General features: G+C 60.2%; 20 protein-coding genes and 1 pseudogene. 11 read left to right on the top strand and 10 right to left on the bottom strand.

The window, feature by feature from the left end; genetic code table 11:
- Positions 1 to 17 precede the first annotated feature (17 nt).
- Positions 18 to 2369, bottom strand: coding sequence for a hypothetical protein (locus H4P12_RS05835; RefSeq protein ID WP_187792684.1), 2352 nt, complete (start codon positions 2367 to 2369; stop codon positions 18 to 20).
- A 162-nt stretch (positions 2370 to 2531) separates the two neighbouring features.
- Between H4P12_RS05835 and H4P12_RS05830 the strand changes: the two genes are divergently transcribed.
- Entirely contained in the window at positions 2532 to 3440 is a 909-nt protein-coding gene (locus H4P12_RS05830; protein ID WP_187792683.1) for an ornithine cyclodeaminase family protein, read from the top strand.
- Here H4P12_RS05830 and H4P12_RS05825 read toward each other — a convergent pair.
- The 5 genes from H4P12_RS05825 to H4P12_RS05805 all read right to left on the bottom strand — a co-directional run bounded on the left by H4P12_RS05825 (position 3437) and on the right by H4P12_RS05805 (position 8744).
- Entirely contained in the window at positions 3437 to 5065 is a 1629-nt protein-coding gene (locus tag H4P12_RS05825) for a sodium-dependent inorganic phosphate transporter (RefSeq protein ID WP_187792682.1), read from the bottom strand. The two genes, H4P12_RS05830 and H4P12_RS05825, sit on opposite strands and share 4 nt — an antisense overlap.
- Before the next feature lie 93 nt (positions 5066 to 5158).
- The gene (locus tag H4P12_RS05820; protein WP_187792680.1) at positions 5159 to 5851 is read right to left on the bottom strand and encodes a 5'-nucleotidase, lipoprotein e(P4) family; all 693 of its coding nucleotides are present in this window, start codon (positions 5849 to 5851) and stop codon (positions 5159 to 5161) included.
- A gap of 63 nt (positions 5852 to 5914) precedes the next feature.
- Positions 5915 to 6685, bottom strand: coding sequence for a 5'-nucleotidase, lipoprotein e(P4) family (locus H4P12_RS05815; protein WP_187792678.1), 771 nt, complete (start codon positions 6683 to 6685; stop codon positions 5915 to 5917).
- A gap of 78 nt (positions 6686 to 6763) precedes the next feature.
- Positions 6764 to 8011: an MFS transporter gene (locus tag H4P12_RS05810; protein ID WP_187792677.1), complete on the bottom strand. Its 1248-nt coding sequence runs from the start codon at positions 8009 to 8011 to the stop codon at positions 6764 to 6766.
- Positions 8012 to 8150: 139 nt separating this feature from the next.
- Positions 8151 to 8744, bottom strand: coding sequence for a LolA family protein (locus H4P12_RS05805; RefSeq protein ID WP_187792675.1), 594 nt, complete (start codon positions 8742 to 8744; stop codon positions 8151 to 8153).
- Between the two features lie 213 nt (positions 8745 to 8957).
- Between H4P12_RS05805 and H4P12_RS05800 the strand changes: the two genes are divergently transcribed.
- Positions 8958 to 9554, top strand: a complete 597-nt coding sequence (locus tag H4P12_RS05800; RefSeq protein ID WP_246448970.1) for a YceI family protein — start codon at positions 8958 to 8960, stop codon at positions 9552 to 9554.
- A 43-nt stretch (positions 9555 to 9597) separates the two neighbouring features.
- Here H4P12_RS05800 and H4P12_RS05795 read toward each other — a convergent pair.
- Positions 9598 to 10820, bottom strand: a pseudogene (locus H4P12_RS05795) (UbiH/UbiF/VisC/COQ6 family ubiquinone biosynthesis hydroxylase).
- 64 nt (positions 10821 to 10884) lie between these two features.
- Positions 10885 to 11739, bottom strand: coding sequence for an SDR family oxidoreductase (locus H4P12_RS05790; RefSeq protein WP_187792673.1), 855 nt, complete (start codon positions 11737 to 11739; stop codon positions 10885 to 10887).
- 94 nt (positions 11740 to 11833) lie between these two features.
- Between H4P12_RS05790 and H4P12_RS05785 the strand changes: the two genes are divergently transcribed.
- The 3 genes from H4P12_RS05785 (at position 11834) to H4P12_RS05775 (ending at position 14816) form a co-directional block, all read left to right on the top strand.
- On the top strand, positions 11834 to 13321 hold the full coding sequence (locus tag H4P12_RS05785; protein ID WP_187792672.1) for an AMP nucleosidase: 1488 nt from the start codon (positions 11834 to 11836) through the stop codon (positions 13319 to 13321).
- 150 nt (positions 13322 to 13471) lie between these two features.
- Entirely contained in the window at positions 13472 to 13771 is a 300-nt protein-coding gene (locus H4P12_RS05780) for an HU family DNA-binding protein (RefSeq protein ID WP_187792671.1), read from the top strand.
- Between the two features lie 139 nt (positions 13772 to 13910).
- The gene (locus H4P12_RS05775) at positions 13911 to 14816 is read left to right on the top strand and encodes a DMT family transporter (RefSeq protein WP_187792670.1); all 906 of its coding nucleotides are present in this window, start codon (positions 13911 to 13913) and stop codon (positions 14814 to 14816) included.
- Here H4P12_RS05775 and H4P12_RS05770 read toward each other — a convergent pair whose 3' ends face one another.
- A complete protein-coding gene (locus H4P12_RS05770) occupies positions 14817 to 15413 on the bottom strand; it encodes a glutathione S-transferase family protein (protein WP_187792669.1) in 597 nt (198 codons plus the stop codon). It abuts the gene before it with no gap.
- Between the two features lie 65 nt (positions 15414 to 15478).
- Here H4P12_RS05770 and H4P12_RS05765 point away from each other — a divergent pair, with 65 nt between their 5' ends.
- A complete protein-coding gene (locus H4P12_RS05765) occupies positions 15479 to 16222 on the top strand; it encodes a helix-turn-helix transcriptional regulator (RefSeq protein WP_187792668.1) in 744 nt (247 codons plus the stop codon).
- Here the strand turns inward: H4P12_RS05765 and H4P12_RS05760 are convergent.
- Positions 16174 to 17565, bottom strand: coding sequence for an aminotransferase class V-fold PLP-dependent enzyme (locus H4P12_RS05760; protein WP_187792667.1), 1392 nt, complete (start codon positions 17563 to 17565; stop codon positions 16174 to 16176). The two genes, H4P12_RS05765 and H4P12_RS05760, sit on opposite strands and share 49 nt — an antisense overlap.
- Before the next feature lie 91 nt (positions 17566 to 17656).
- Between H4P12_RS05760 and H4P12_RS05755 the strand changes: the two genes are divergently transcribed.
- Genes H4P12_RS05755 through pdeM form a run of 5 tightly spaced genes read left to right on the top strand, consistent with a single transcriptional unit; the run spans position 17657 to position 23728 of the window.
- Positions 17657 to 18133, top strand: coding sequence for an Lrp/AsnC family transcriptional regulator (locus H4P12_RS05755; protein WP_187792666.1), 477 nt, complete (start codon positions 17657 to 17659; stop codon positions 18131 to 18133).
- A 30-nt stretch (positions 18134 to 18163) separates the two neighbouring features.
- Complete coding sequence (locus H4P12_RS05750) at positions 18164 to 19156, top strand: ligase-associated DNA damage response exonuclease (protein ID WP_187792664.1); 993 nt, start codon at positions 18164 to 18166, stop codon at positions 19154 to 19156.
- Positions 19153 to 20703, top strand: a complete 1551-nt coding sequence (locus tag H4P12_RS05745; RefSeq protein ID WP_187792662.1) for a cisplatin damage response ATP-dependent DNA ligase — start codon at positions 19153 to 19155, stop codon at positions 20701 to 20703. The genes H4P12_RS05750 and H4P12_RS05745 overlap by 4 nt, the downstream gene beginning before the upstream one ends.
- Positions 20700 to 23075, top strand: coding sequence for a ligase-associated DNA damage response DEXH box helicase (locus H4P12_RS05740; RefSeq protein ID WP_187792660.1), 2376 nt, complete (start codon positions 20700 to 20702; stop codon positions 23073 to 23075). Before H4P12_RS05745 ends, H4P12_RS05740 begins: the two co-directional genes overlap by 4 nt.
- Positions 23072 to 23728 carry a ligase-associated DNA damage response endonuclease PdeM gene (gene pdeM, locus H4P12_RS05735; RefSeq protein ID WP_187792658.1) on the top strand — a complete coding sequence of 219 codons (657 nt, stop codon included), beginning with the start codon at positions 23072 to 23074 and terminating at the stop codon, positions 23726 to 23728. The genes H4P12_RS05740 and pdeM overlap by 4 nt, the downstream gene beginning before the upstream one ends.
- Positions 23729 to 23734 lie beyond the last annotated feature (6 nt).

The following is a 23734-nucleotide window of genomic DNA, read 5'->3' as shown; positions in this document are numbered from 1 at the left end:
TTATGCCGCCCGCGATCTTAAATCTTGCTTTGCTTGATGCCGCTTTTCGGGAACAGCCAGTCGGTATCAATACTGATTGGCAGTCCCTGCAATCTGGCCAGATCGGCTGTGGCGGAAAGCAGGGCCTGGTCTATCCACCATTGGGGCGCGCCGCCGTCATGTGCCAGTCCGGCATAAAGGCGGCCGAAAATCTGCAGGAATTTCTGTGCGCCTGCGGTCGGATTGGCGACCATCAGACCGCCCATGACATATCGCCATGGCACGGCCTTCAGATATCCACGCGGGTTGTTTGCACCCTTTGCTGCCGCCAATATGATATCTTTCCCCTTGCCAGCGGCAAACGCCTTGGCGGGCGAGTTGACAAAAAATGCGTCCGCATCAGATGTCATCAACGGAACGCCGTAATGCTGCAGAAACGCGGGCAGGCGCAAAAACCGGATGATCGCATAATATCCATTCGTCGCGTCGGGCTGATCCTCGACCGAGTATCGTATGTTGGCCACCTTGACCAACTCGGCATCGCCGGGATTGACGACGTGAAAATGCAGGTTGCTGCGATCGGCAGCGGTCTCGATCAGCCTGTTTCCATAGCGCTTGAAATAGCCCCCATCCAGGCCGATGACAGTGATGGGCAGCGTGTTGTCAAACGGCGTGTCGCCGATGAACTGCATGGGGGGCAACACCGGGTCTGGCCCATCCGCGGCCCATTCGGCAAATGTCTTCATATTGCGCAACGCCAACAGGCCGCGATTGTGATGGCGCAGATTATTTGTCCTTAGCAACATCTGGCGCGCGGCGTCGAACGTGGCATAGGCCGGTTCGTATTCCCCCCGCACATAGTGGGCACCTGCCGTCAAAAGGTGTTGGGCGACACCGCCTTGATTGGCAAGATGGGCCATCGTGCGCGCCACCTCAGCGTCATTTTTGGACAGATCGCGAAGCGTCTTGTTGCGCAGAAGGCGCGGTCCAAGGGCGTCGGCATTCTTGTGAAAGAACAGTTGAACCAGAAATTCGTCCAGCACGTCCTGCATCTGTGGGGTCGCCGCGCCGATGCGATCCAGGACCTCGTTCAACGTCACGGTGACATCTTTCGGCGCGACATTCAGAAACGCGTTGTTCATGCGGCGGGAAACGTTGTTCAGACGCTCTGGATTTTCGGCCCGCATCGCGACGGCATTATCCACCATCTGGACGCTGACGGTTTTCGCGCCGGCATCGCGGGCAGGCTGTGTAGCCTCGGCCGGATGGGGGGCAGCAGAGTGATTTGGCAGTTCCCTTTGATGCAAGGCGTTCAGACGGCGCTGCATCAGGAACGTCCCCCAAGCACCGGATTTATGATCCAGCATTTCGTTGGTAAGTTGCGCCATAGCGGTGATGGCACGCCGTGCCTCGGCTGAAAAATAATCCGCAGGTTCGTAAGATTGCGCATGCGCTATGGCCGTATCCACGGACCGTTCAAGATCGCGAAGCAGCAGCGGTTCGCCGCCAAAGAAACGCGCATCCATCTTTTTCGCGTCGTCGCGATAGTCCCGCAGGATTTGCGTGGCCAGGCTTTTGTGCAGCGCCGGTTTTGTTCGTTGCGCGGTGAAACCCTCACCACCGGCCAGTCGGGCGACCTCCCAGCCGACATTGTGCCGGACCCATTGCGGGCGGTCGCGCAATTGCTGATGGACCAACTTCAGCAGCATCAGGTCTTCGATGCACAGCGATTCATTCGAAGGCAAAAGCGGCAGCAGACGAACCTTGGCTGCGTCGTCACCAAAGGTTTCGTGGATAAAATCCTCAACCGTTGAGTTCTGGAACAACTGATCCCGGATCATGGGTCGGACAAGAAACCGGTCGCCGAACGTCTTGGTCCAGGGTGTCAGCCGCTTGACATAGGCCAGCCGCCCTTCGCGGGACAGTTTTTTGTGGTATTGTTCAGGTGTGCCGTTGAAACGCCCGATCTTGATATCTTCGGCAAAGGTTGACAGCGTGCGCCCGGCATGGGGTCGCACATAGCAGATCACCTGATGATCGGCGGTATGCGGCAACCAGAAGCGGTGCATGACCTCATGAACAACCTCGGGCTTTGCACCTTCAAACTCTTCGCCCGAAATCACCGCATAATGCCAAGGTTTTTCCTGCAACAACTGACCGATCCGCTCGACACCGGGCTTATCGGCCTTGCCGGGCATGATTTTACCTTCGCGCACAAAGGTATCGACCTGCGGGCGTAGGTAATTGTGATTCAGCGGCGTGGGATAAAGGATTTCTTTTCCCGGCAGCTGGACCTTGCCCGTCGCAAAAGCCTCCTGGATCGAGGTCGAGCCGGTTTTGTGATGGCCGATATGGAAAATCAGCTTCGGCTTGTTCTGGGTCGACGACATTTTATTTCCATCTGCACTGGTCGGCCTGTCGATGCTGCTGCATCGCTGCAGGGTTGAGTGCTGTTTATCAGCTTTGCCAGCGGCTGCCAGTATCGGTGCGATTGCTTGCGGATATATCAGCAACGACCTAGGCTTCCGGCAAAAGTGACAAGAGGCTAGGCGATGACCCCGCAGATGATCGGACCTGAGGTTGAAGACCGGCTGGATTGGCTTGCTTTGACCGATGCCATCGAACAGGCACACAGCCTGCCACGGGCGCAGATTGCGGATACGTTTCTGTATCGTCGTAACGATACATTGCTGACGCGCTCGGCGTGGATCGATGGGCTGGGGGTAGCGGTGAAGCCCGCCACGATCTTTCCGGATAACCCTGGGCATGGAAAGGCCATGGTCAATGGGGTCGTCAACTTGCTGGACGACGCCGACGGACAATTGCGCGCAATTGTCGATTTCCATCTGGTGACCAAGTGGAAAACGGCCGGCGACAGCCTGTTGTCGGCGCGGAAACTGGCCCGCAAAGACGCGCGGCGGCTGCTGATCGTCGGTGCGGGACATGTCGCGGCCAGCATGGTTCAGGCCTATCGCGCCATGATCCCGGATGCGCAGATCACGATCTGGAACCGCACGACGGCCAGCGCCCAAAAACTGGCAAACGAGGTTGGCGCGGATATGGCCGAAGATCTGGCTGCTGCGGTTGGCAACTCCGAAATCATCGCGACGACCACGATGTCAAAAGAGCCGCTGGTGCGGGGCGAATGGATTACACCGGGCACGCATCTTGACCTGATTGGCGCCTATCGCCCGGACCTGCGCGAGGTGGATGATGCCGCGATAGCTCGGGCGCGATTGTTTGTGGACAGCCGCACCACAACCATCGGGCATATTGGTGAAATTCAGATACCGCTGGATAACGGCACCATCACCGAAAGCGATATCATTGCGGATTTCTATGATCTGCCGAGCGGAAAATATGCACGTCAATCGGATGATGAGATCACGATCGCCAAGAATGGCGGCGGGGCGCATCTGGACCTGATGACCGCGCGTTACATTCTGGATGCAGCCGGTTAACCCGACCGCAGACGAGATTCGACCAACAATCCCTCTTCGTCCAGAATGGGGTGCGCGACGGATACGATATGGGCGTTGATCCGCTTCAGGTCGCGCAGAATATCCAGATGCAGCGATGAGGTTTCGCGGCTTTCGGGATTGCCCTCGCGCAGGCGGATCAGGTGGCGTTGCGACGATTGCCGTTCGTGTTTGCGGATCTCGACCTTCACTTCCATCAACTGTCGCGCCACATCGCGATCGCGGGTCATGAAGACGGTCTGCGCCATGCGCAGGTTCTCTTGTGTCATCAGGAACAATGCGTCCAGCTCGTCATAACCTTCATCCGAAAACCACAGCCCCAGGCCGATTTTCTTGCGGACCTCCGGCGCCAATCCCTTGTCGATGATGTCGCCCACATGTTCCAGATTGATGACGTAGTCCAAAATGGTGATCGACCTGCGCCGGTCTTCTTCGTTGGCGCTGCTGCCAAGACGGGACAGATAGCTCTTGACCTCTTGCTGACGGCGGTCGACGCGGTTTTCCAGAACCGATACTTCTGCCAGAGGGGCAGGATCATTGTCATGAAAAGCCTTTCGGGCCTGATCCAGCATCCGCTCAATCGTGTCACCAATGGCCAAAGCTTCGCGACTGGCCCCGGCAAGGGCCAGCGGCGGGGTGTCCAGCTCGTCTTCCATCAGCCAGCGGGGGGCCAGTTCCGCCGATGTTTCTGCATCTGGGATAAGTTTGACGACCAGCTTGGTGATCAACCCGGTAAACGGCCATATCGCCAAGGCCAGAACGACGTTGAAGACCAGATGCGCTTCGACCGCCAGACCGGTATTCGGCATGGGCAACCGTTCCAGAAGCGTGCCGATCTGCCCCGCGAAGGGCAGCGCGAACAGACAGCCAATGCTGCGGATCAACAGGTTTCCAGCCGTCAGGCGGCGCGCTGCGACCTGACCGCGAAGTGTTGCCAGGACGGGGGCGACCGCACCGCCGATATTCGCACCCAGCACCAACACCACGGTCAATGCCGGGGCAAGTCCCAATGACAGGATCAGCAAAACCGCGGCCAGAGAAGATGAGCAGACAACTGCAATCCCGGCTGCGAACAGCAGCGCCACCAGCCACGCGCCATCTAGCATGCCGATAAAGACGGCCATGGTTTCGGATTGTCTTAAAGGTTCCGTCGCCTGCGCCAGCAGGGTCAGCGACAAAAGCATCAAACCAATCCCGATCAACGCCCGGCCACTGCCCGCGATCGACGTCTTGGATTGTCGCGCCATGACAAAGCCGATCAGCAACAAGGCCGGGGCAATCGCTTCGATCCCCGTGGCCACGACCCATGCGGTCAGGGCGGTGCCGACATTCGCGCCCAGCAGCACGATCTGCGCCATCTTGCCATTGACCAGCTTTCGTTCTGCAAAGGCGGCGGTCATCAGGGCCGTCGCGGTCGAGCTTTGCAACCCCAGGGTCGCGATCAATCCCGACAGAAAGGCGCGCGGCCCGGTTTTCGTGCCAAGCCCCAATGCGGTTTTCAGCTTGATCCCGAAGGCATCGGTCATGCCATCGCGCACCAGTCGCAATGCGAACAGCAACAGCGCGACCGCACCGCCAAGCTGAATGGTAACCGTCAAAGAAGACACCTGTTGCCGGACCCTTTCCTTTGAAGTTTTTATAATCAAAGAGTCTTGTCAAAGGATGAAGCGAAACGGCTTAAAGTCAAGCTGCCAAAAAAATCAGGAACTCTGGTGTTTTACCCAAGGCTGGATCTCTGCCTCCATCCAGGTGCCATGGGCGGCATTGGGAAACACGATCCAGTCTTCCCCAAAACGATGGGCGTGGTCCTGGGTCAGCTGGTGTTGCTCCTCCAGCGGGACGCCCGCGAAGGCACCGTGGAAGTCATGCAGGGTATCGCCCAGTTGCAGGACAATACGATGCGAACCTTCGATTGCTGCGCGGCGTTCGGCCTTGGGTGGGCCGAAAAGCTGCACATGATCGGCACTGACCTGCGGCAACCCAAGGCGTGACAGCGTTGCGATGGTCGCGATCTTGTTCTCGTCGAAGCGGTCGGAAAGGTAGAAGATCGTGACGCCCAGCCGATCTGCCAGTTCAAAGAATTCGGCGGCTCCGGGGATCAGATGGGGCTGGCCCTCACGTTCCCATGATTTCCATGTTTCGATATTGTCGTGCTGGCCGTCCAGCGTCATCGCATGGGCCATGACGGCGGTGTTGTCCAGGATGGTTTCGTCAATGTCCGACACGACGGCCAGCCCGTCGCCCTTGCCGTCATTGTCCTGAACCGCAGCCTTCAACCGCAGAGTTGCCAACGCATAGCACTGACGCTGCAACGCCTTTACTTCGGCCGATCGCTGTTGATAGCGGATTGCGATCGCGTGTTCGCGCGGATGGCGTTTTCGGACATCGGTCATCGGCGGTTTCCTTTGATTGCGCGGCGGAAGCTAGGGCCGCCGCGCCGGAAGGTCAAACCCGACTTACCATTCCTCGATCACGGTTTCGGCGTCCCATGCGGTCAATGGTGCCTCGGACCATGTGCCATAGCTGGCATTGGGGAAAACGACCCATTCCGCGCCCCATTTGGCGGTTTCCTGATCGACCGTGGCTTTCTGTTCGTCCAGCGGCGTCTTGCGGAAACGTCCGTCGAAATCATGCAGCGTATCGCCCAGCAACAGGACGATCTGATGATCCGCACTGACGATATCGCGGCGTTCGGTCTTGGGCGGGCCCAGCAACAGCACGGATTCGTCGCTGATCTGCGGCAGGCCCAGCTTTTCCAGCGTCGCGAGGGTCGACGCTTTCTGTTCGTCCGAACGGTCCGAGATGTAGCGGATCGTGACGCCCGCCGCATTGGCGTGATCCAGAAATTCCTTGGCACCGGGGATCAGCGTAGGGGTGCCGTCACGTTCCCACGGCAACCAGGTGTCCCATACGTCATACATGTGGCAGTTCGCCAGATCGCGGGCCAGCAGGGCAGAGTTGTCGATCACGGTTTCATCCAGATCGGTGACGACCGCCAGCTTGGCCGGATCTTCGGCGGCGGCAACGGCCGCGTCCAGACGCATGGTCGCGATATTATAGGCCTGACGTTGCAAGGCGCGCACTTCGGCCGATTGCTGTTGGAAGCGCAGGCCCATCGTGAATTCGGAGACCGGGCATTCGGTGGCTTTTGCCGGCGCATCCTGGGCCATGGCTGTATTGGCCGCAAGCAAGCCTGCCAGCGCCAGAGTCGTCGTGGAGAAACGCATGATTTTCCCTGTTGTTGATCACGGCCGCGTTTCGCGACCTTGACCAACCCTAGGCAGCGGCCAGCGATGTGGCAACTGTCATGCGGGGACCGCGCTGCGCAAGGTCGCGGGCTGTTCCTTGATCGGCAGATGGATCAGGGCACTGAACGCGCCGACACCAACGCCGACCCACCAGACCAGCGTGTAATCGCCGTAGACGTCATACATCTTTCCACCCAGCCAGACACCAAGGAACGATCCCAACTGATGCGACAGAAAGACAAAACCATACAGCGTGCCCATATAGCGCAGGCCATAGATATAGGCGACCAGACCAGAGGTCAGGGGAACCGTGGCCAGCCACAGCGACCCCATCACGACCGAAAAAACGATGACGCTGGTGGGCGTGATCGGCATCAGGATGAAGATTGCCGAGGCAATCGTGCGCAGCGTGTAGACCCCGGCCAGCAGGTATTTCTTGCTATAGCGTTTGCCCAGCCAGCCCGCAAAGATCGAGCCGGCGATATTGGCCAGGCCGATCAGGGAAATTGCCACCGCGCCAAGCGCCGATGTGGTGGTAATACCGATACTGGCCAATGTGCCCGTCGGACTGATCGGACCGCACATTTCGGTAATCATTGCTGGGAAATGCGCGGTGATGAAGGCCAGTTGATATCCACATGAGAAGAAACCGACAAAGATCATCAAATAAGACGGATCGCGAAAGGCGCGTTTCAGGACGCTGCCCATGCTTTCCTCAAGCTCTGACCGGCTGGCGGGTTTGCCGTCGCCCAGCATCGGCAAGAACAACAGGCAGCTGAGGACAAGGACGCCGAAAATGATGAATACGGTCTGCCAGCTATAACTCGCCAGCAGAATTTCAGCCAGCGGTGCGCCAAAGACCTGCCCGGCCGACCCCGCCGCAGTTGCAATCCCAAGGGCAAGGCTGCGGTTTTCATCGCTGGCTGCGCGCCCGACGATGGCAAGAATGACACCGAAGCCGGTGCCTGCGATGCCAAAGCCGACCATCACCTCTAGCAGCTGCATTCCGGCGGGCGTGGTGGCATAGGCCGTCAGGATCAGACCGGCGGAATACAGAAACGCACCGATGATGATGGCCAGCTTGTCGCCCCATTTTTCCGCCAGCGCCCCAAAGATCGGCTGCCCGATCCCCCAGGCCAGGTTCTGGATCGCGATGGCCAGCGAAAATTCGGCCCGTGGCCAGCCGAAATCTTCTGCAATCGGGATCTGGAACATGCCGAAACTGGCGCGAAGGGCGAAATTGATCAGCAGAATAATGGACCCACCGATCAGGATGGGGGTGAACAGGCGGGATTGTGAGGTCATGAAAACACCGGCGCGGCAAAGTCAGACTTGCAGCGTTGACCTGTTGCGCAGGGGAAATCAAGGCAGAGCTTGTGATACAACATATAAGCCGCGATGATGAATCGCGGCTTATATAGCAGGATTATAGATTGATCGTGGCTTAGTTGCGGCGGCCAATCTCATTGTTGATGCTGAACCGCGATGCCGGAATCGAGTTCACGGCTTGCAATTCACCCAGAATAACGGTGGTTTTCTTGCCTGCGTCATCCGTGACGACCCATTGGCGCAATTGCGTCGGGTTCGAGAATACCATCTGGATGTTGCCGTATTGCGGGTTCTGCGGGTCTTGGGCCGTGACGACGGTCGAATTCTGCGCTTCGGTATAGCCAGTGACCATGTTGGCTCGGCCAAGATCGACGTTTGCGTCCAGAATGATCGACAGCGGTGTTTGCGACAGCGGATATTGCTGCGGCCCCCCCGAAGATTTCGGGTCAAAGATCGCGACGTTTCCGCCCGATGCCAGAACCAGCGTGTTGTCATTGTTATATTCGAACCGGACACGGCCGGGGCGCTGGATAAACACCGTGCCAGTCGAAATCGTGCCATCGGGGTTCACTTGCGTGAACTCGGACTGGACGGTGCGCAAGCTGTTCAAATAGCGCGAAATTTCATTCAGCGGGATACGTTCGGCCAATGCCGGGAAGGCAAAGGCCAGGACAAGGGCGGGCGCAAGGGCGAGCGATCTGATGTTCATAGGGCAGATCATATCCTTTTCGGTTCGACATGCACATCACGAGTCACGGATGAGTTCGGGCCGGAACACTCGCGGATGCGTGACGGTTCCCCGTCACACGGTGGCTTGAACTATGTTTCAGTTTTCGTCAGGCCCGCGGATCAGGAACCGGATCTGACCACGGACGTTGGTCAAGGCGACCTCGCGCCATCTTGGAACAAGGGAGATTGCCCCATGAAATCAGGTTTTGCCGTTCTTTCCACCGCCGTTGTTTTTGCCGTTCCGGTATTTGCGCAGGATGCAATGCCAGCTTCGGGAACCTATACGTTCGACCCGGAACATAGTGCGATTTCGTTCGAATACGACCACAACAATCGATTGTCAGAAAGCTATGGTATCATCCGGGGCGTTGAAGGAACCATTGTTCTGGATACCGAAAATCCTGCCAATTCGACCGTCGAGGCAAGTTTCCCCATGTCGAATATCGTGACCACCGCGCCTGCGCTGGATGAACATATTCGGGGCAAGGATTTCTTCAATTCGCCGGATGGCTCATCCCCGATCACGTTCAAATCGACCAAGGTGGATCCCGAAGGGGATGATGAGGCCAAGGTGACAGGTGATCTGACGATCAACGGCGTCACGAAAGAAGTCGTTCTGGATGTCGATTTCAACAATTACGCCGAAAACCCCATGACCAAGGCGATGACGGCGGGGTTCAATGCCGAAACGACCATCAAGCGTTCCGATTTCAACCTCGATGCCTTCGTTCCGATGGTGGAGGATGAGGTCGAAATCAATATCTCGGTCGAGGCTGCGGTCGCGCAGTAAGGCTGGTCAGCGACGCCGATCAGGCCGGGGCTGCCTCCCGGCCTTACAGCGATTGCCCGGTCAGCAGTCGCGGCATCGGATCAACCGAAAGACCTGCGGCTTGTCGCATGAAACCGCGGCGCAGCGGGGGCAGGGCGGTCACGATCCCCATGCCAATGCCGCGCATGGCAGACAGGATGGGATTGTCGCTGCCAAACAGGCGATTCACACTGTCCATGCCAAGTGCCAGACTGGTCGCATCAAATCGCCGCCATGCCTGATAGCGTTCCAGAACCAGTTCGGACCCGATATCTTCGCCACGCCGCGCCGCCTCGACCAGCACCTCTGCCAAGGCGGCGACATCGCGCAGGCCAAGGTTCAGGCCCTGACCAGCCACCGGATGCACGCCATGGGCGGCGCACCGACCAGCGCAATCCGGGGTGCGGCATAGGTTTCGGCCAAGGACAGGCTCAGCGGATAGCTGAACCGCGCGCCCGCCAGGGAAATCGCGCCCAGATAATCGCCAAAACGCGGGCGCAGAACCTTTAGAAATTCATCGTCATCCAGCGCGGCAATCGCGCGGGCGTTGTCATTGGTTTCGGACCAGACGACACTGCTGCGATTTCCGGGCAAAGGCAGAATCGCCAGTGGCCCGGTCGCCATGAAATATTGCTGCGCAATGCCATGATGCGGCTCTGCATGGTCAATGGCCGCGACCAGCGCGGTCTGCCCATAATCCCACCCCTGCCGCTTGATCCCCGCACGCTGCGCGACCGAGGAGTTGCGCCCATCCGCGCCGATCAATGCCCGTGCCGTCATCTGCCGCCCATCGGACAGATCAACGGTGACATGGCTGGCTTCGACGTGATGTCCGGTGACGGCAATGCCCGGCATATGCGTCACCCGGCCTGACATGGCATCCAGCAGGGCGCGATACAGAAAGCGATCCTCCAGCATGAAGCCAACCGGGCCCTCTTCGATCTCTGCACTGTCGAAATGCAGAAAGAATGGCGCGGCACCCTGTCCGGGCAGGCCCTGCGACGCCTTGACCTGCAAGATCGGCTGGCTTTTGTCCGCCAGTCCCGACCACAGGCCAAGCGCCTTCAGCAACCGCTGCGAGGCGACCGCCAACGCATAGGCGCGACCGTCGAAATCATCGCTGGCGCGTGCATCGGCAGGGCGAGGGTCCACGACCGCCACGGAAAGGCCCGCATCCGCCAGCGCCAGCGCCAGCGTCGGCCCATTCAGGCCACCGCCCGCAATCAGAATATCGACATCGGTTTTCATGGCGGCGATCATGCACGGGTGGGCGGCAAAGGCAATGCGGCGCGGTGCCTTTGCCCCTCGCAGTTCAGCCCCCGGCCTTCAGGATCGATTGCAAACCGCTGCGGTAATCCGGGTAGCGCAGGGTAACGCCCAGATCCCGCTTGATCCGCTGGTTCGAGACGCGCTTGCTGTCCCGATAGAAGGACCGCGCCATCGGCGTCATGTCGGCATCATCGAAATCGACAGCGGGCGGGACAGGCAGATCCAGCAATTCGGCCGCATAGGCGATAACGTCCTGCGGCGGGGCGGGGTCGTCGTCGCACAGGTTATAGGCCGTGCCCGGCGCAGGCGCGTTGATCGAGGCCAGCAGAACCTGCGCAATATCTTCGGCGTGGATGCGCGAAAACACCTGTCCCGGCTTGATGATCCGGCGGGCGGTGCCATTGCGGATTTTTTCAAACGGCCCGCGACCGGGCCCATAGATGCCTGCAAGGCGAAAGACATGCAGCGGTAAACCGGCCTTATCGGCCAGACTGCGCCAATCGCCCTCGGCGCGGATACGGGCCTGACCGCGCGGACCTGAGCCGTCCAGCACGCTGTCTTCATCCACCCAGCCACCCGCGCGGTCGCCATAAACGCCGGTCGTGGACAGGTAGCCCAGCCAGCGCGGCGTGGCCTGCGCCAGATCATTCCGAAATGCCGCCAACACCGGATCGCCGGTCTGCAGATCCGGCGCGGCGGATACCAATATCCCGTCAGCGCGGGCAATGGCGCGGCGCAGGTCATCCTCTTGGCCCGGCCATAACAGCGACGTTGCGCCGGTTGCCGCAACCCGCGCAGTATCGCCGCGCGTTGTGCCCGTGACATGCCACCCCTTGGCGATCAGCTGCGGAGTCAGAAAGCCGGCGCTATAGCCGTGACCGAAAATCAGAAATTCCATGACGCCAGCGTAACGATGGCGCGCAGGTCGCGCCAGACGCTTGCTTGCCTTCGCGGGTGCTGGCAGATTCACCCCAATCAGAAGGAACACATTGATGGATACGGATTCCCGTTTTCTGCCGGTCGAGACGCCCGAGCCGGTCGCCCGCGAACAATTCACGGACCCCAAGGCCGCGGTAAAGCGCCTGCAACAGCTGTATTCCGATGCGACGGGTTTCCTGCTTCAGCGTTTTGCCACCGCGCTGGAGGGCCATCAGCCCACGGCACGTTATCGGGCATTTTATCCGGAAATCCGCCTGACGGTGAACTCTCATCCCCATGTCGATTCGCGCCTGTCCTTTGGCCATGTGGTCGAACCGGGCAGCTATGTCGCGACCATCACGCGACCGGATCTGTTTGAAAACTACCTGACCGAACAGATCGGCCTGCTGATCAAGAACCATGGCGTTCCGGTGACGGTTGGTTTCAGTGACACCCCGATGCCGGTGCATTTCGCCGTTGCGGCGCAGACCAATGAACTGGCCGTGCCGCAAGAGGGTGTCCTGGACTTTTCGCTTCGCGATGTCTTTGACGTGCCCGATCTGCGGACGATGAACGACGATATCGTGAATGGGGTCGCCGTTCCGCTGTTGGATGGGGCGCAGCATCTTGCAGCCTTTACCGCGCAGCGCGTGGATTATTCGCTGGCCCGTTTGCAGCACTATACCGCAACCGCCGCCGAACATTTCCAGAATTTCGTGCTGTTCACCAACTACCAGTTCTATGTGGATGAGTTCGAGGCATATGCCCGCCGCGCTTTGGCCGACCCCAATTCTGGCTACACCAGCTTTGTCGCGCCCGGAAATCAGGAAATCACGGATGCGGATGCGGAACTGCCGGTTCTGGCCAAGATGCCGCAGATGCCGACCTATCATCTGAAAAGCAAGGACGGGCAGGGGATCACGCTGGTCAATATCGGCGTGGGTCCGTCAAACGCCAAGACCGCCACCGACCACATCGCGGTTCTGCGCCCGCATGCCTGGCTGATGGTTGGCCATTGCGCGGGGCTGCGCAACAGCCAGCGGCTTGGCGATTTCGTGCTGGCCCATGCCTATCTGCGCGAAGATCATGTGCTGGACGATGATCTGCCGGTCTGGGTTCCGATCCCGCCGCTGGCCGAGGTTCAGGTTGCCCTGCAGGAAGCCGTCGCCGAAGTCACCAAGCTGGAGGATTACGAGCTGAAGCGGATCATGCGCACCGGCACCGTTGCCACGATCGACAACCGCAATTGGGAGTTGCGCGACCATTCCGGTCCGGTGCATCGGCTGTCGCTGTCGCGCGCCGTCGCGCTGGATATGGAAAGCGCAACCATCGCCGCGAACGGATTTCGCTTTCGCGTGCCCTATGGCACGCTTCTATGTGTCAGCGACAAGCCCCTGCATGGCGAATTGAAGCTGCCCGGCATGGCGACCGACTTCTATCGCACGCAGGTCGCAAACCATCTGCTGATCGGCATTCGTGCGATGGAGAAGCTGCGCGAAATGCCGCTTGAACGCATCCATTCGCGTAAATTGCGGTCATTCAGCGAAACAGCGTTCCTGTGACCTAGCGTCATCTTGCGGCCAAACCGCCGGATTTCGCCGGAACGGCGAAAAATGCTTGATCTGCCGGTCAAAACCGTGTGTAGCAGGCGTTATGCCGCAAAAGGCGCAAATTTGTGGGCCCGTCAGAACAGGGCAAGAGGAGACAGAACTATGGCAATGCCTTCCGCAAAACCGATGACCAAGACGCAACTGGTCGCGACCCTGGCCGAAGAAATGGGTTCGGATAAGAAAACCGCAACCGCCGCTCTGGACGCGATTGCAGCAGTTGTCACCCGTGAGGTCGCCGCTGGTGGCGCCGTGACCCTGCCGGGCATCGGCAAGGTTGCTTGCCGCGCCCGCCCCGAGCGTCAGGTCCGCAACCCGCAGACCCAGGAAATGATGACCAAGCCGGCTGACAAGCAGGTCAAAGTGACCGTTGCCAAGGCGCTGAAAGACAGCGTTAACAGCTGATCGCTTTTCGCGATACCCAAGGTCAGGCCGCGCCATCTGGTGCGGCCTTTTCTTTTTTCCCAGACCTGCGGGTTTCGGCCTTTTGATCGTCTCCCCCCTCTGCTAGCGATAAGCCGGTCAAGCAATGACGGGGGCGATCATGGATATTCGCGCGATCCTGATGGGGGTGGTTTTCGCGATCATGTGGGCCTCGGCCTTTACCTCGACCCGGATGATCGTGACCGAGATCCCGCCTCTGATGGCCCTTGCGCTGCGTTTTGCGCTGTCGGGAACGATCGGTGTGCTGATCGCGCTGGCCATGGGGCAGACATGGCGGACGCTGACCCGGAACCAATGGCGTGCGGTCATCATTCTGGGGCTGTGTCAGAACGCGATCTATCTGGGCCTGAACTGGATCGCGATGCAGTGGATCGAGGCGGGGCTGGCGTCGATCATTGCGGCGACCATGCCGCTGATGGTTGCCTTTATCGGCTGGATCGCCATGGGCGAACGTCTGCGCCCGCTGGGCGTTCTGGGCCTGATGCTGGGTCTGGTCGGCGTGGCGATCATCATGGGAACGCGGCTGCAGGGGGGCAGCGATCCCGTGGGCATCGTGCTGTGCTTCATCGCGGCACTCGCACTGGCGGTCGCGACGCTGACCGTTCGTGGCGCAAGCGGGGGCGGCAATGTGATGATGATCGTCGGCCTGCAGATGCTTGTCGGCGCGGCGACGCTGGCCGTTATCTCACCCATGTTCGAGACGTGGCATATCAGTTTTGAGCCGCGATTGGTGATTGCCTTCATCTACACCGTTCTGGTGCCGGGATTGGCGGCCACTTGGATCTGGTTCCTGCTGGTGGATCGTATCGGCGCAATCCGTGCCGCGACCTTCCATTTTCTGACGCCGTTTTTTGGTGTAGCCACCGGCGCCGCGCTTTTGGGGGAAAAGCTGGGCATCGGTGACGTGATCGGCGTGGGGATCATCATGATGGGCATTCTGGCGGTGCAACTGTCCAAAGCGCCGGCCACTGCGACGTCACCTGTCAAGCGGCCGACGCCCTCCTGATCACGGATTGTCGGCGGCCCGTATCGCCTTGGCCGCATCGCGATCCTGACAGCGCTGCACCCAGTCCGTTATGGCCGGGGTGGCTGGCATCTGATCGCCAAACCATGCAAACGGGCCCACGCACAGCAAATCCGCGGCGCTGTAATCATCGCCCAGCAGATAGGGTTGCACCGACAAAACCTCGTCCAGCCGCCTGATCGCGGTGTCATAGTCACGCAGCGATGCCCAGATGGCGGGGTGTTCCAACTTGGCCCAGCTCAGGATCGTAACAGGTTCCAACACGCCCTGATACCATGTCAGCCATGACAGATAACGCCCCCGCTGCGGATCGCCGACAGACCGGCCCAGACCGGATTCGGGAAAGCGATCCGTTAGATACAGGATGATCGCCGCTCGTTCGCGCACATGATCGTCGCCATCCGTCAGATAAGGGACCTTGCCTTCGGGGTGTGGGTTGCCCGGATCGGTCCCGCCCGAACCGTCCTGACGTGGGATTGTCACCGTGACCGTTTCGATCTGATCGCCGATTCCCATTTCCGCGATCAACTGCGCCACACTGGTCGAGCGGCTGTTCGGCGAATGATAAAATGTTAGCATTGGCTTGCATCCCTTTTGACTTATGCGCAAACCATAATCATGACCTGCTGACAGAAAGAGGCAGTATGGCCCGCACCGACCGCCTGATGCGTCTGATGGATGTGATGCGCCGCTTACCTGCGCCGGTGACGGCCGGGCGGCTGGCGCAGGAAACCGGCGTCTCGCTGCGCCAGCTTTACCGCGATATCGCGACGCTGCGCGCGGCTGGCGCCTTGATCGATGGCGAGGCGGGGCTTGGCTACACTCTGACCGAGGATCCGGCCTTGCCGCCGCAAAGTTTCTCTCGGCTGGAGATCGAGGCGTTGTGCCTTGCCGTCGATGCCCTGTCGGGAATTGGCGATGACGAACTGACCGATGCCGCGCAAACCGCCCTGTCGCGGATCATCGCCACGCTGCCCGAACGTCAGGCCCAACAGGCGCTGCACGCCATCATGCGCAGCTTTACCGAGGCGCCCGAACGCGAACCGCCTCAGGTAGATTTGGCCACAATTCGCCATGCCTGCTGGAATGAACTGACCTTGCGGATCAACTATACCGACTTGACTGGCGCGCCTTCGACGCGCGACATCTGGCCACTGGGGCTGTCCTACACGCATCGCACATTGATGCTGCTGGCCTATTGTCGGCTGCGGATGGACTATCGGATATTCCACATCAACCGCATCGCCGCATTGGCCCTGACCGGCGAAAGCTTTCGCCCGCGCAGGGCCGCATTGGTGCGTGATTACGCCGAGGCGCGAAAGGCCTGCACGGACCGGGCCTATGCCGCCAGTGGCGTGAATATCGCGGTCGATGTGTCACAGGAATAGCGGTCGACATAAGCCGAAGCATTTTCGGCCAGATCGGTGATCGCATCCAGAATGGCATCAATCTGCGGCGCTGGCGCGGCCCAGCACAGGTTAAGGCGCACGAAACCCGGCTTCTCAATCTCATCCCCGCGCAGAATGGCGGCCCGCAACCGCTCGGATTGCTGATCACCGATCCCCAACAGGCGATGCACATACGGCCCCGCACAGGCGCAGCCGCCCCGCGCCTGAACGCCGTAAAGGTCAGACAGCATCCGCGTGGCCAATTGCTGATGGATGAATCCGCCATGACCATCACCGATCCGGAACGACAGGATCGGCAGGCGCGGCGCCGTGGCGTGCCCCAGCAACGTCAGTCCCCGGACATGGCGCAACCGTGTCGCCTTTTCCATCCAGCACGCATGAACCGCGTCGATCTGGGCCTGCCCGATATGGTCCTTCAGCGCAAAAACCAGTGCGGCACGAATATCACCGACGACATTGGGCGTTCCCGCTTCCTCTCTTGCCTCGACCAGGGGTGCATAATCATGCCCATGGCTGTTCACGAACCTGACCGTTCCGCCGCCCGGCAGCGTGGGGGTGTCGGCCACGACGGCATCACGCCGCAGGATCAGAACGCCCGACGCCCCCGGCCCGCCAATGAATTTATGGGGCGAGGCGACAATGGCATCCATGCCCAGCGACAGATCGATCGGCAGATAGGGCGCACCACCTGCATAATCCCAAATGACCTTCGCCCCCGCCTGCTTCATCACTTGGGTGACACGCGCGACATCGGTCAAGATTCCCGTGACGTTCGATGCCGCCGAAAACGCGCCGACCACGTGACCCGATAGGGTCGCCAATGCAGCTTTCAGGGCCGCCATATCGATCCCACCTTCGGCCGCCTCGGGCAGCTCGATCACCTCTGCGCCGCTTTCGCGCCACGGCAGAATGTTCGAATGATGTTCATAAGGCCCGATCAGCACGGTCCAGCCCGGTCCGACATCAAACAATCCCACCAGCCGGTTGATGCCTGCTGTCGCGCCTGATCCGGTAAAGATCACGGCATGGTCCGCCCCACCATTGGTGCAGCGCAAAATCTCGGCCCGGGCGGCGCGGCGCATCCGCGTCATCATGCCGCCGCAATGGCTGGCCTCGGTATGGCTGTTGGCATACCAGGGCAGAACCTCCTCCATCACGAAAGCCTCGATCTGGCGAAGCGCCCTCCCCGAGGCGACGTAATCGGCATAGATCATCTGCTTCTGCCCAAACGGCCCGTCGATGACGGCATCGCGACCGATCAAACCGCCTTCGATGCTGTCGACTCCGCCCAGACCGGCGCGAAACTTGCTGTAAATATCCATCGGGTGACCTCCTGCTGCCTTCGAAATATGACACAGGAAGATGCAAATTTTGATTTCTTCTTTGCTTAAATACCCATAAAGATCGGGTCAAATGAACGAACAACCTTTGCAAATCGATGAAATCGACCACCTGATCCTATCCGCGTTGCAGCAGGATGCCTCGCTGTCGCAACGACAATTGGCAGATCGGATCGGGCTGTCGCAAAATGCCTGTTGGCGCCGCCTGCAACGCCTGACCGATGCGGGCATCCTCAGAGGCAGCCGCGCGATTATCGACGCGACGCGAGCGGGCCTGCGACTGACGGTTTTTGTCATGATGCGCACCCGCCACCACGACGACGCCTGGGCGCGGCGTTTTCGCACCCGTGTCGAATCCATCCCTGAAATTACCGAATTTCACCGGATTGGCGGCGAATGGGACTATATGGCGAAACTGGTGACGACCTCGATGGCGGGCTATGATCGCTGCTACAAGGCGTTGATCGCGGATATGGACCTGGAACGCGTGACCGGCGTCTTTTCGATGGAAACGATATTCGAAGGGCGCCCGCTGAAGCTGCCGCGTTGATTTTCACGAAATGTTCGCCATCTTGGTATGATGCGTGCCGATCAGATCCTGCATCCGACCCCTGAGGGGCTTTATTGCCCGCCCGGCGATTTCTACATCGATCCGGTGCGTCCGGTTCACCGGGCGCTGATCACACATGGACATGGCGACCATGCGCGGGCGGGACATGGCGTCGTTCTGGCGACGGCCCAAACGCTGGACATCATGGCGATCCGCTATGGTCAGGATTTCGCGGGCCAGCGGCAGGTGGCCAATGGCCCCCTGCGAATTCATGATACCACAGTCAGCTTTCATCCGGCGGGGCATATTCTTGGTTCGGCCCAGATCGCGATCCAGCCCGACAAAGGCCCGAAGATTGTCGTCTCGGGCGATTATTGCCGGCGCCCCAACCCGGTTTGTGCGCCGTTCGAGCCTGTTCCTTGCGATATTTTCGTGACCGAGGCGACCTTTGGCCTGCCCGTCTTTTGTCACCCTGACCCGTTGCAGGAAATGTCCCGGTTGACCGCCAGCATGGCAGAGTTTCCTGATCGTCCCCATCTGATCGGTGCCTATGCCTTGGGCAAGGCGCAGCGCGTGATTGCGCTGGCACGCCAGGCCGGCATTGATGGCCCGATTGCCATTCATGGCGCGTTGCAGAATTTGTGCGATTATCACATCGCACAGGGGATTGATCTTGGCCCGCTGGTTCCGGCAACAGCGGATACTGTCACCGCGCAACTGGTGATCGCCCCGCCCTCGGCCTTTGCCAGCCCTTGGGTTCAGCGTTTTCGCGATCCGGTGATCGGTTTCGCGTCCGGGTGGATGCAGGTCCGTGCGCGTGCGCGGCAACGCGGGGTCGAACTGCCTTTGATCATCAGCGATCATGTCGACTGGCCGCAAGTTACGAACACCATTCGCGAACTTTCCCCGTCGGAGGTCTGGATCACCCATGGAACCGAGGACGGGTTGATGCGCTGGTGCGAGCTTGAGGGGGTCGCCGCCCGTCCGCTGCGCTTGGTCGGATACGAGGACGAACCGGAATGAAGGCTTTCGCAAACCTGTTAGAGCGTTTGGCCTTCACCCCCGCCCGCAATGCCAAGCTGCAATTGTTGCGACATTATCTGATGGCGACGCCCGACCCGGATCGCGGCTACGCGTTGGCGGCGCTGACCGGCGATCTGAAGCTGCGCGCGGTCACGCCCGGTCTGCTGCGCGGGCTGATGGCCCAACGTGTTGATGAACAGCTTTTCAGCCTGTCCTATGATTTCGTCGGTGATCTTGCGGAAACCATCGCTCTTTTATGGCAAGCTGACGGCGATGAAGACGTGCCCTTGCATCAGGCGGTTGCGCTGCTGGCGGAAACCGGAAAAGCCGGATTGCCCGCCGCAATCGCCGCGATGCTTGACCGGCTTGGATCGTCCCAGCGGCTGGCATTTCTGAAACTGGCAACCGGGAATATGCGGGTCGGGCTTTCGGCACGCATGGCGCGGATGGCGCTGGCCGATATGGGGCAGCCCACGGTCGCCGATATCGAAGAGATCTGGCACGGGCTGACGCCGCCCTATCAGCCGCTGTTTGACTGGATCGCGGGCGGCCCACGCCCCGAAAATGCGGCGAAAGCGCCGTTCAGGCCGGTGATGCTCTCCACGCCGGTTGATCTGGACCAGCTGCGCGGCCTTGATCCTTCGGAATACATCGCCGAATGGAAATGGGATGGCATCCGCGTTCAGGCCATCAACGATCAGGGCGTCCGCAGGCTTTATTCGCGCACCGGCGAGGATATCAGCGCCTCTTTCCCGGATCTGATCGGTGCGCTGAATTTTGATGGTGCGGTTGATGGCGAATTGCTGGTCCGTCGCGGCAATGAGGTGGCGTCATTCGGTGATCTTCAAAAGCGTCTTGGCCGGAAAAGCGTCACGCGGGCGATGTTGGAAAGCCATCCGGCTGCATTGCGCGTTTATGATGCAATGTTCTGGCAAGGGGACGATCTGCGTGATCTGCCCCTGACACAGCGCCGAATGCTGTTGGAGCAGGCCGATTTCGGCAGCGATGGCATTGATCTGTCGCCGCTGTTGGATTTCACAACCTGGGATGAACTGGCTGCCCTGCGTACCGATCCACCGTCCCCGGTCATCGAAGGGGTGATGATCAAACGGCGCGACAGTCGCTATGTTTCGGGCCGTCCGCGCGGACCATGGTTCAAATGGAAACGCGATCCGATGGTGGTCGATGCCGTGCTGCTCTATGCGCAACGTGGTCACGGGAAGCGATCCGGTTTTTACAGCGACTTCACCTTTGGCCTGTGGGATGGTGATCAGCTGGTCACCGTCGGCAAAGCCTATTTCGGCTTTACCGATGAAGAGTTGAAAGAACTGGACCGCTTTGTCCGCAACAATACCATCGACCGCTTTGGCCCCGTGCGTGCCTTACAGCCGAAACTTGTGCTGGAAGTCGCGTTTGAGGGGCTTAACGCCTCGGGTCGCCATAAATCCGGCGTGGCAATGCGATTTCCCCGCATCAGCCGTATCCGGTGGGATAAACCCGCCAGTGAAGCGGATCACCTGACCACGCTGAAGGCGATGATCCCGTGATACTGCCGCCCGATTTTCAGGACTGGTTTGCGCGGCAGGGCTGGCATCCGCATCCGCATCAGATCGCGTTGCTGGACGCGCGCGGCGATACCCTGCTGATCGCGCCGACTGGCGGCGGCAAGACGCTGGCCGGTTTCCTGCCTTCGCTGGTCGATCTGCAATCGCATCAAGGCGGGCTGCACACGCTGTATGTCTCGCCCCTGAAGGCGCTGACGGCAGATATCGCCCGCAATCTGTCGCGGCCGGTCGCCGATCTTGGCCTGAAGATCAGGATCGAGGATCGCACCGGCGATACCCGTGCCAGCCAGCGTGCGCGGCAAAAGGTCGATCCGCCAGATATCCTGCTGACGACGCCGGAATCGCTGGCGCTGATGCTGTCCTACGAACAGGCGCCGAAGATTTTCGGTGGGGTAAAGCGGATCGTTCTGGATGAACTTCATGCGCTGGCCGAAAGCAAGCGCGGCGATCAGCTGATGTTGTGCCTTGCGCGGCTGCGCAGTCTTGCGCCTGATGTGACAGTCACCGGCCTGTCCGCAACGGTGGAAGACCCGCAGGCCTTGGCCTATTTCATGGGTGGCGCACACATCATCAACGCCGATCCGGGGCCGGAACCGGACATCGCCATGCTGGCCACCGAAAATCCCGCGCCTTGGGCGGGGGGCGGCGGTCACTACGCCATCCCTGAAGTGCTGGCCGAGGTGAAGCAGGCCAACACCACCATCATCTTCATCAATACTCGCGCCCAGGCCGAGCTGTTCTTTCAGGCGCTATGGGCTGCGAATGATGATAACCTGCCCATCGGTTTGCATCACGGCAGCCTGTCGCGAGAGGCACGTCAGCGTGTCGAAGCGGCGATGGCCGCGGGTGAATTGCGTGCCGTTGTCGCAACCGGCAGCCTTGATCTGGGTATCGACTGGGGCGCGGTCGATCTTGTGATTCAGGTCGGTGCGCCCAAGAACATCAAGCGGCTGGTGCAGCGGATCGGGCGGGCCAATCACCGCTATAACGCGCCATCCCGCGCCCGCATCGTCCCTGCCAACCGCTTTGAGGTCATCGAATGCGTCGCGGCGCTGGAAGCCGTTCACGAACATGATCTGGATGGTGTTCCACGCCCGCCAGGCCCGCTGGATGTCTTGTGCCAGCATATCCTGCTGACCGCATGCGCCGGACCGTTTGACGCCGACGCCCTGTTTCAGGAAGTGCGGCGGGCTGGCCCCTATCGCGCCCTGTCCCGCGCGGCATTCGAGGATTGCCTGGAATTCGCGGCGACGGGCGGATACGCCTTGCGTGCCTATGATCGCTGGCAGCGGCTGATGCTGCGGGACGGGCTGTGGCGTTTGCGCGACCCGCGCGCCACCCGCGACCTTCGCATGAATATTGGCACCATCGTCGAAGCAGAGATGCTCAAGGTGCGCCTGCGCGGGCGCGGCGGCACCCCGCTGGGCGAAGTCGAAGAGGCTTTTGCCGCCAGCCTTGAACCCGGCGACACCTTTCTGATCGGCGGTCAGACAGTGCGATACGAGGGGTTGCGGGAAATGGTGGTAGAGGTCACCAAACAGCCGACCCGACAACCCAAGATCGCCGTATTCTCGGGCGTGAAAATGGCGACGTCTACCCAGCTGTCGCACCGCCTTCTTGATCTGATCGGTGATCCGGGCCGCCATGCAGTCTTGCCGCCGGACACCAGCGAATGGCTGGCGCTACAGGCGCAGGTCAGTGATCTGCCAAGGCCAGGCGTTCTGGTCAGCGAAAGCTTTCCCCATATGGGCCGCTGGCATTTTGCGCTTTACGGCTTTGCGGGCCGGAATGCCTTGCAGACGCTGGGCCTGTTGATGACCCGCATGATGGAGGAAGCGGGGCTTGGTCCGTTGGGCTTTCTGGCGACCGACTATGCGTTGCTGATCTGGTCGCTGGACCCGGTGACCGATCCCGCCTTACTGCTGGATCGCGCGGGCCTGCGTGCGGGTCTGGGCGATTGGCTGGGTGGGAATGCGGTGATGAAGCGAACCTTTCGCAATGTCGCGACGATTGCGGGCCTGATCCATCGCAATCTGCCGGGCCAGCGCAAGACCGGACGGCAGGCGACCTTTTCCAGCGATATCCTGTATGACACATTGCGCAAATATGACCCGGACCATCTGATGCTACGGATCACCGCAGATGAGGCACGGCGGGGCCTGGTGGATTTTGATCGGATCGAAGAAATGCTGGACCGATCGCCCATCCACGACCATCGAATGCTGGATCGTGTGACTCCGCTGGCAGCACCCTTGCTGTTAGAGGTTGGCAAGGTGCCGATCGCAGGACAGGGGCGCGAACGTCTGGCCGCAGAACAGGCCGCCGCCTTGATGGCAGAGGCGGGTTTGACATGAGTTCCTATGACTTTGATTTTGGCGGGCAGCGATTGCAGGCGCGACCGTCGGGTGCGTTATGCTGGCCCACGCGCCGCTGGTTGATTGTTGCGGATCTGCATCTGGGAAAATCCGAACGAATGGCGCGGCGCGGTGGCGCCCTGTTACCCCCTTATGAAACGCTGGAAACGCTGGACCGGCTGCAGGCGGAAATCGTTGCGACCGATCCGGTGACGGTCGTCAGTCTGGGCGATGGCTTTGATGATGATGCGGCGGGCCGTGGTCTGCCAGATGCAATATGCGACAAAATTCGGGACATGGCCCTGGAACGGGAATGGATCTGGGTCAATGGCAATCACGATCCGGGGGTGGTGGATTCCCGATTGCCGGGGCGCAATACCCCCGAGCTGGCCGATGAATTGCTGTTTCGCCACGAAGCGGGACAAGGCCTCGATATCACCGGGCATTATCATCCCTGTATCCAACTGGCAGGGCAACGCCGCCGCTGCTTTCTGATCGGCGAGCAGCATCTTATCCTGCCCGCCTTTGGCGCCTATACCGGCGGGCTGTCTGTCGATGATCCGGCTTTGGCGCGGCTGGTTGCAAGCGGAATTGCGGTTGCCTGCGGAGCCAGGGCGCTGCCCGTTCCGGTGAGGGGCAGGGCCAAGGCATGACAAAGG

This window comes from Paracoccus amoyensis (assembly GCF_014490725.1).
GTDB lineage: Bacteria > Pseudomonadota > Alphaproteobacteria > Rhodobacterales > Rhodobacteraceae > Paracoccus > Paracoccus amoyensis.
The sequence above is the reverse complement of the archived record's forward strand: the minus strand, read 5'-3'. Positions and strand labels throughout refer to the sequence as shown.

What these genes read in the sequence shown, in the direction of transcription:
- H4P12_RS05780 (WP_187792671.1), top strand. Translation starts at nt 13,472, where the DNA reads ATGGCAATGCCTTCCGCAAAACCGATGACCAAGACGCAACTGGTCGCG.
- H4P12_RS05835 (WP_187792684.1), bottom strand. Translation starts at nt 2,369, where the DNA reads ATGTCGTCGACCCAGAACAAGCCGAAGCTGATTTTCCATATCGGCCAT.
- H4P12_RS05765 (WP_187792668.1), top strand. Translation starts at nt 15,479, where the DNA reads ATGGCCCGCACCGACCGCCTGATGCGTCTGATGGATGTGATGCGCCGC.
- H4P12_RS05755 (WP_187792666.1), top strand. Translation starts at nt 17,657, where the DNA reads ATGAACGAACAACCTTTGCAAATCGATGAAATCGACCACCTGATCCTA.
- H4P12_RS05810 (WP_187792677.1), bottom strand. Translation starts at nt 8,011, where the DNA reads ATGACCTCACAATCCCGCCTGTTCACCCCCATCCTGATCGGTGGGTCC.
- H4P12_RS05750 (WP_187792664.1), top strand. Translation starts at nt 18,164, where the DNA reads ATGCGTGCCGATCAGATCCTGCATCCGACCCCTGAGGGGCTTTATTGC.
- H4P12_RS05790 (WP_187792673.1), bottom strand. Translation starts at nt 11,739, where the DNA reads ATGGAATTTCTGATTTTCGGTCACGGCTATAGCGCCGGCTTTCTGACT.
- H4P12_RS05785 (WP_187792672.1), top strand. Translation starts at nt 11,834, where the DNA reads ATGGATACGGATTCCCGTTTTCTGCCGGTCGAGACGCCCGAGCCGGTC.
- H4P12_RS05830 (WP_187792683.1), top strand. Translation starts at nt 2,532, where the DNA reads ATGACCCCGCAGATGATCGGACCTGAGGTTGAAGACCGGCTGGATTGG.
- H4P12_RS05745 (WP_187792662.1), top strand. Translation starts at nt 19,153, where the DNA reads ATGAAGGCTTTCGCAAACCTGTTAGAGCGTTTGGCCTTCACCCCCGCC.
- H4P12_RS05775 (WP_187792670.1), top strand. Translation starts at nt 13,911, where the DNA reads ATGGATATTCGCGCGATCCTGATGGGGGTGGTTTTCGCGATCATGTGG.
- H4P12_RS05800 (WP_246448970.1), top strand. Translation starts at nt 8,958, where the DNA reads ATGAAATCAGGTTTTGCCGTTCTTTCCACCGCCGTTGTTTTTGCCGTT.
- H4P12_RS05770 (WP_187792669.1), bottom strand. Translation starts at nt 15,413, where the DNA reads ATGCTAACATTTTATCATTCGCCGAACAGCCGCTCGACCAGTGTGGCG.
- H4P12_RS05760 (WP_187792667.1), bottom strand. Translation starts at nt 17,565, where the DNA reads ATGGATATTTACAGCAAGTTTCGCGCCGGTCTGGGCGGAGTCGACAGC.
- H4P12_RS05815 (WP_187792678.1), bottom strand. Translation starts at nt 6,685, where the DNA reads ATGCGTTTCTCCACGACGACTCTGGCGCTGGCAGGCTTGCTTGCGGCC.
- H4P12_RS05805 (WP_187792675.1), bottom strand. Translation starts at nt 8,744, where the DNA reads ATGAACATCAGATCGCTCGCCCTTGCGCCCGCCCTTGTCCTGGCCTTT.
- H4P12_RS05820 (WP_187792680.1), bottom strand. Translation starts at nt 5,851, where the DNA reads ATGACCGATGTCCGAAAACGCCATCCGCGCGAACACGCGATCGCAATC.
- pdeM (WP_187792658.1), top strand. Translation starts at nt 23,072, where the DNA reads ATGAGTTCCTATGACTTTGATTTTGGCGGGCAGCGATTGCAGGCGCGA.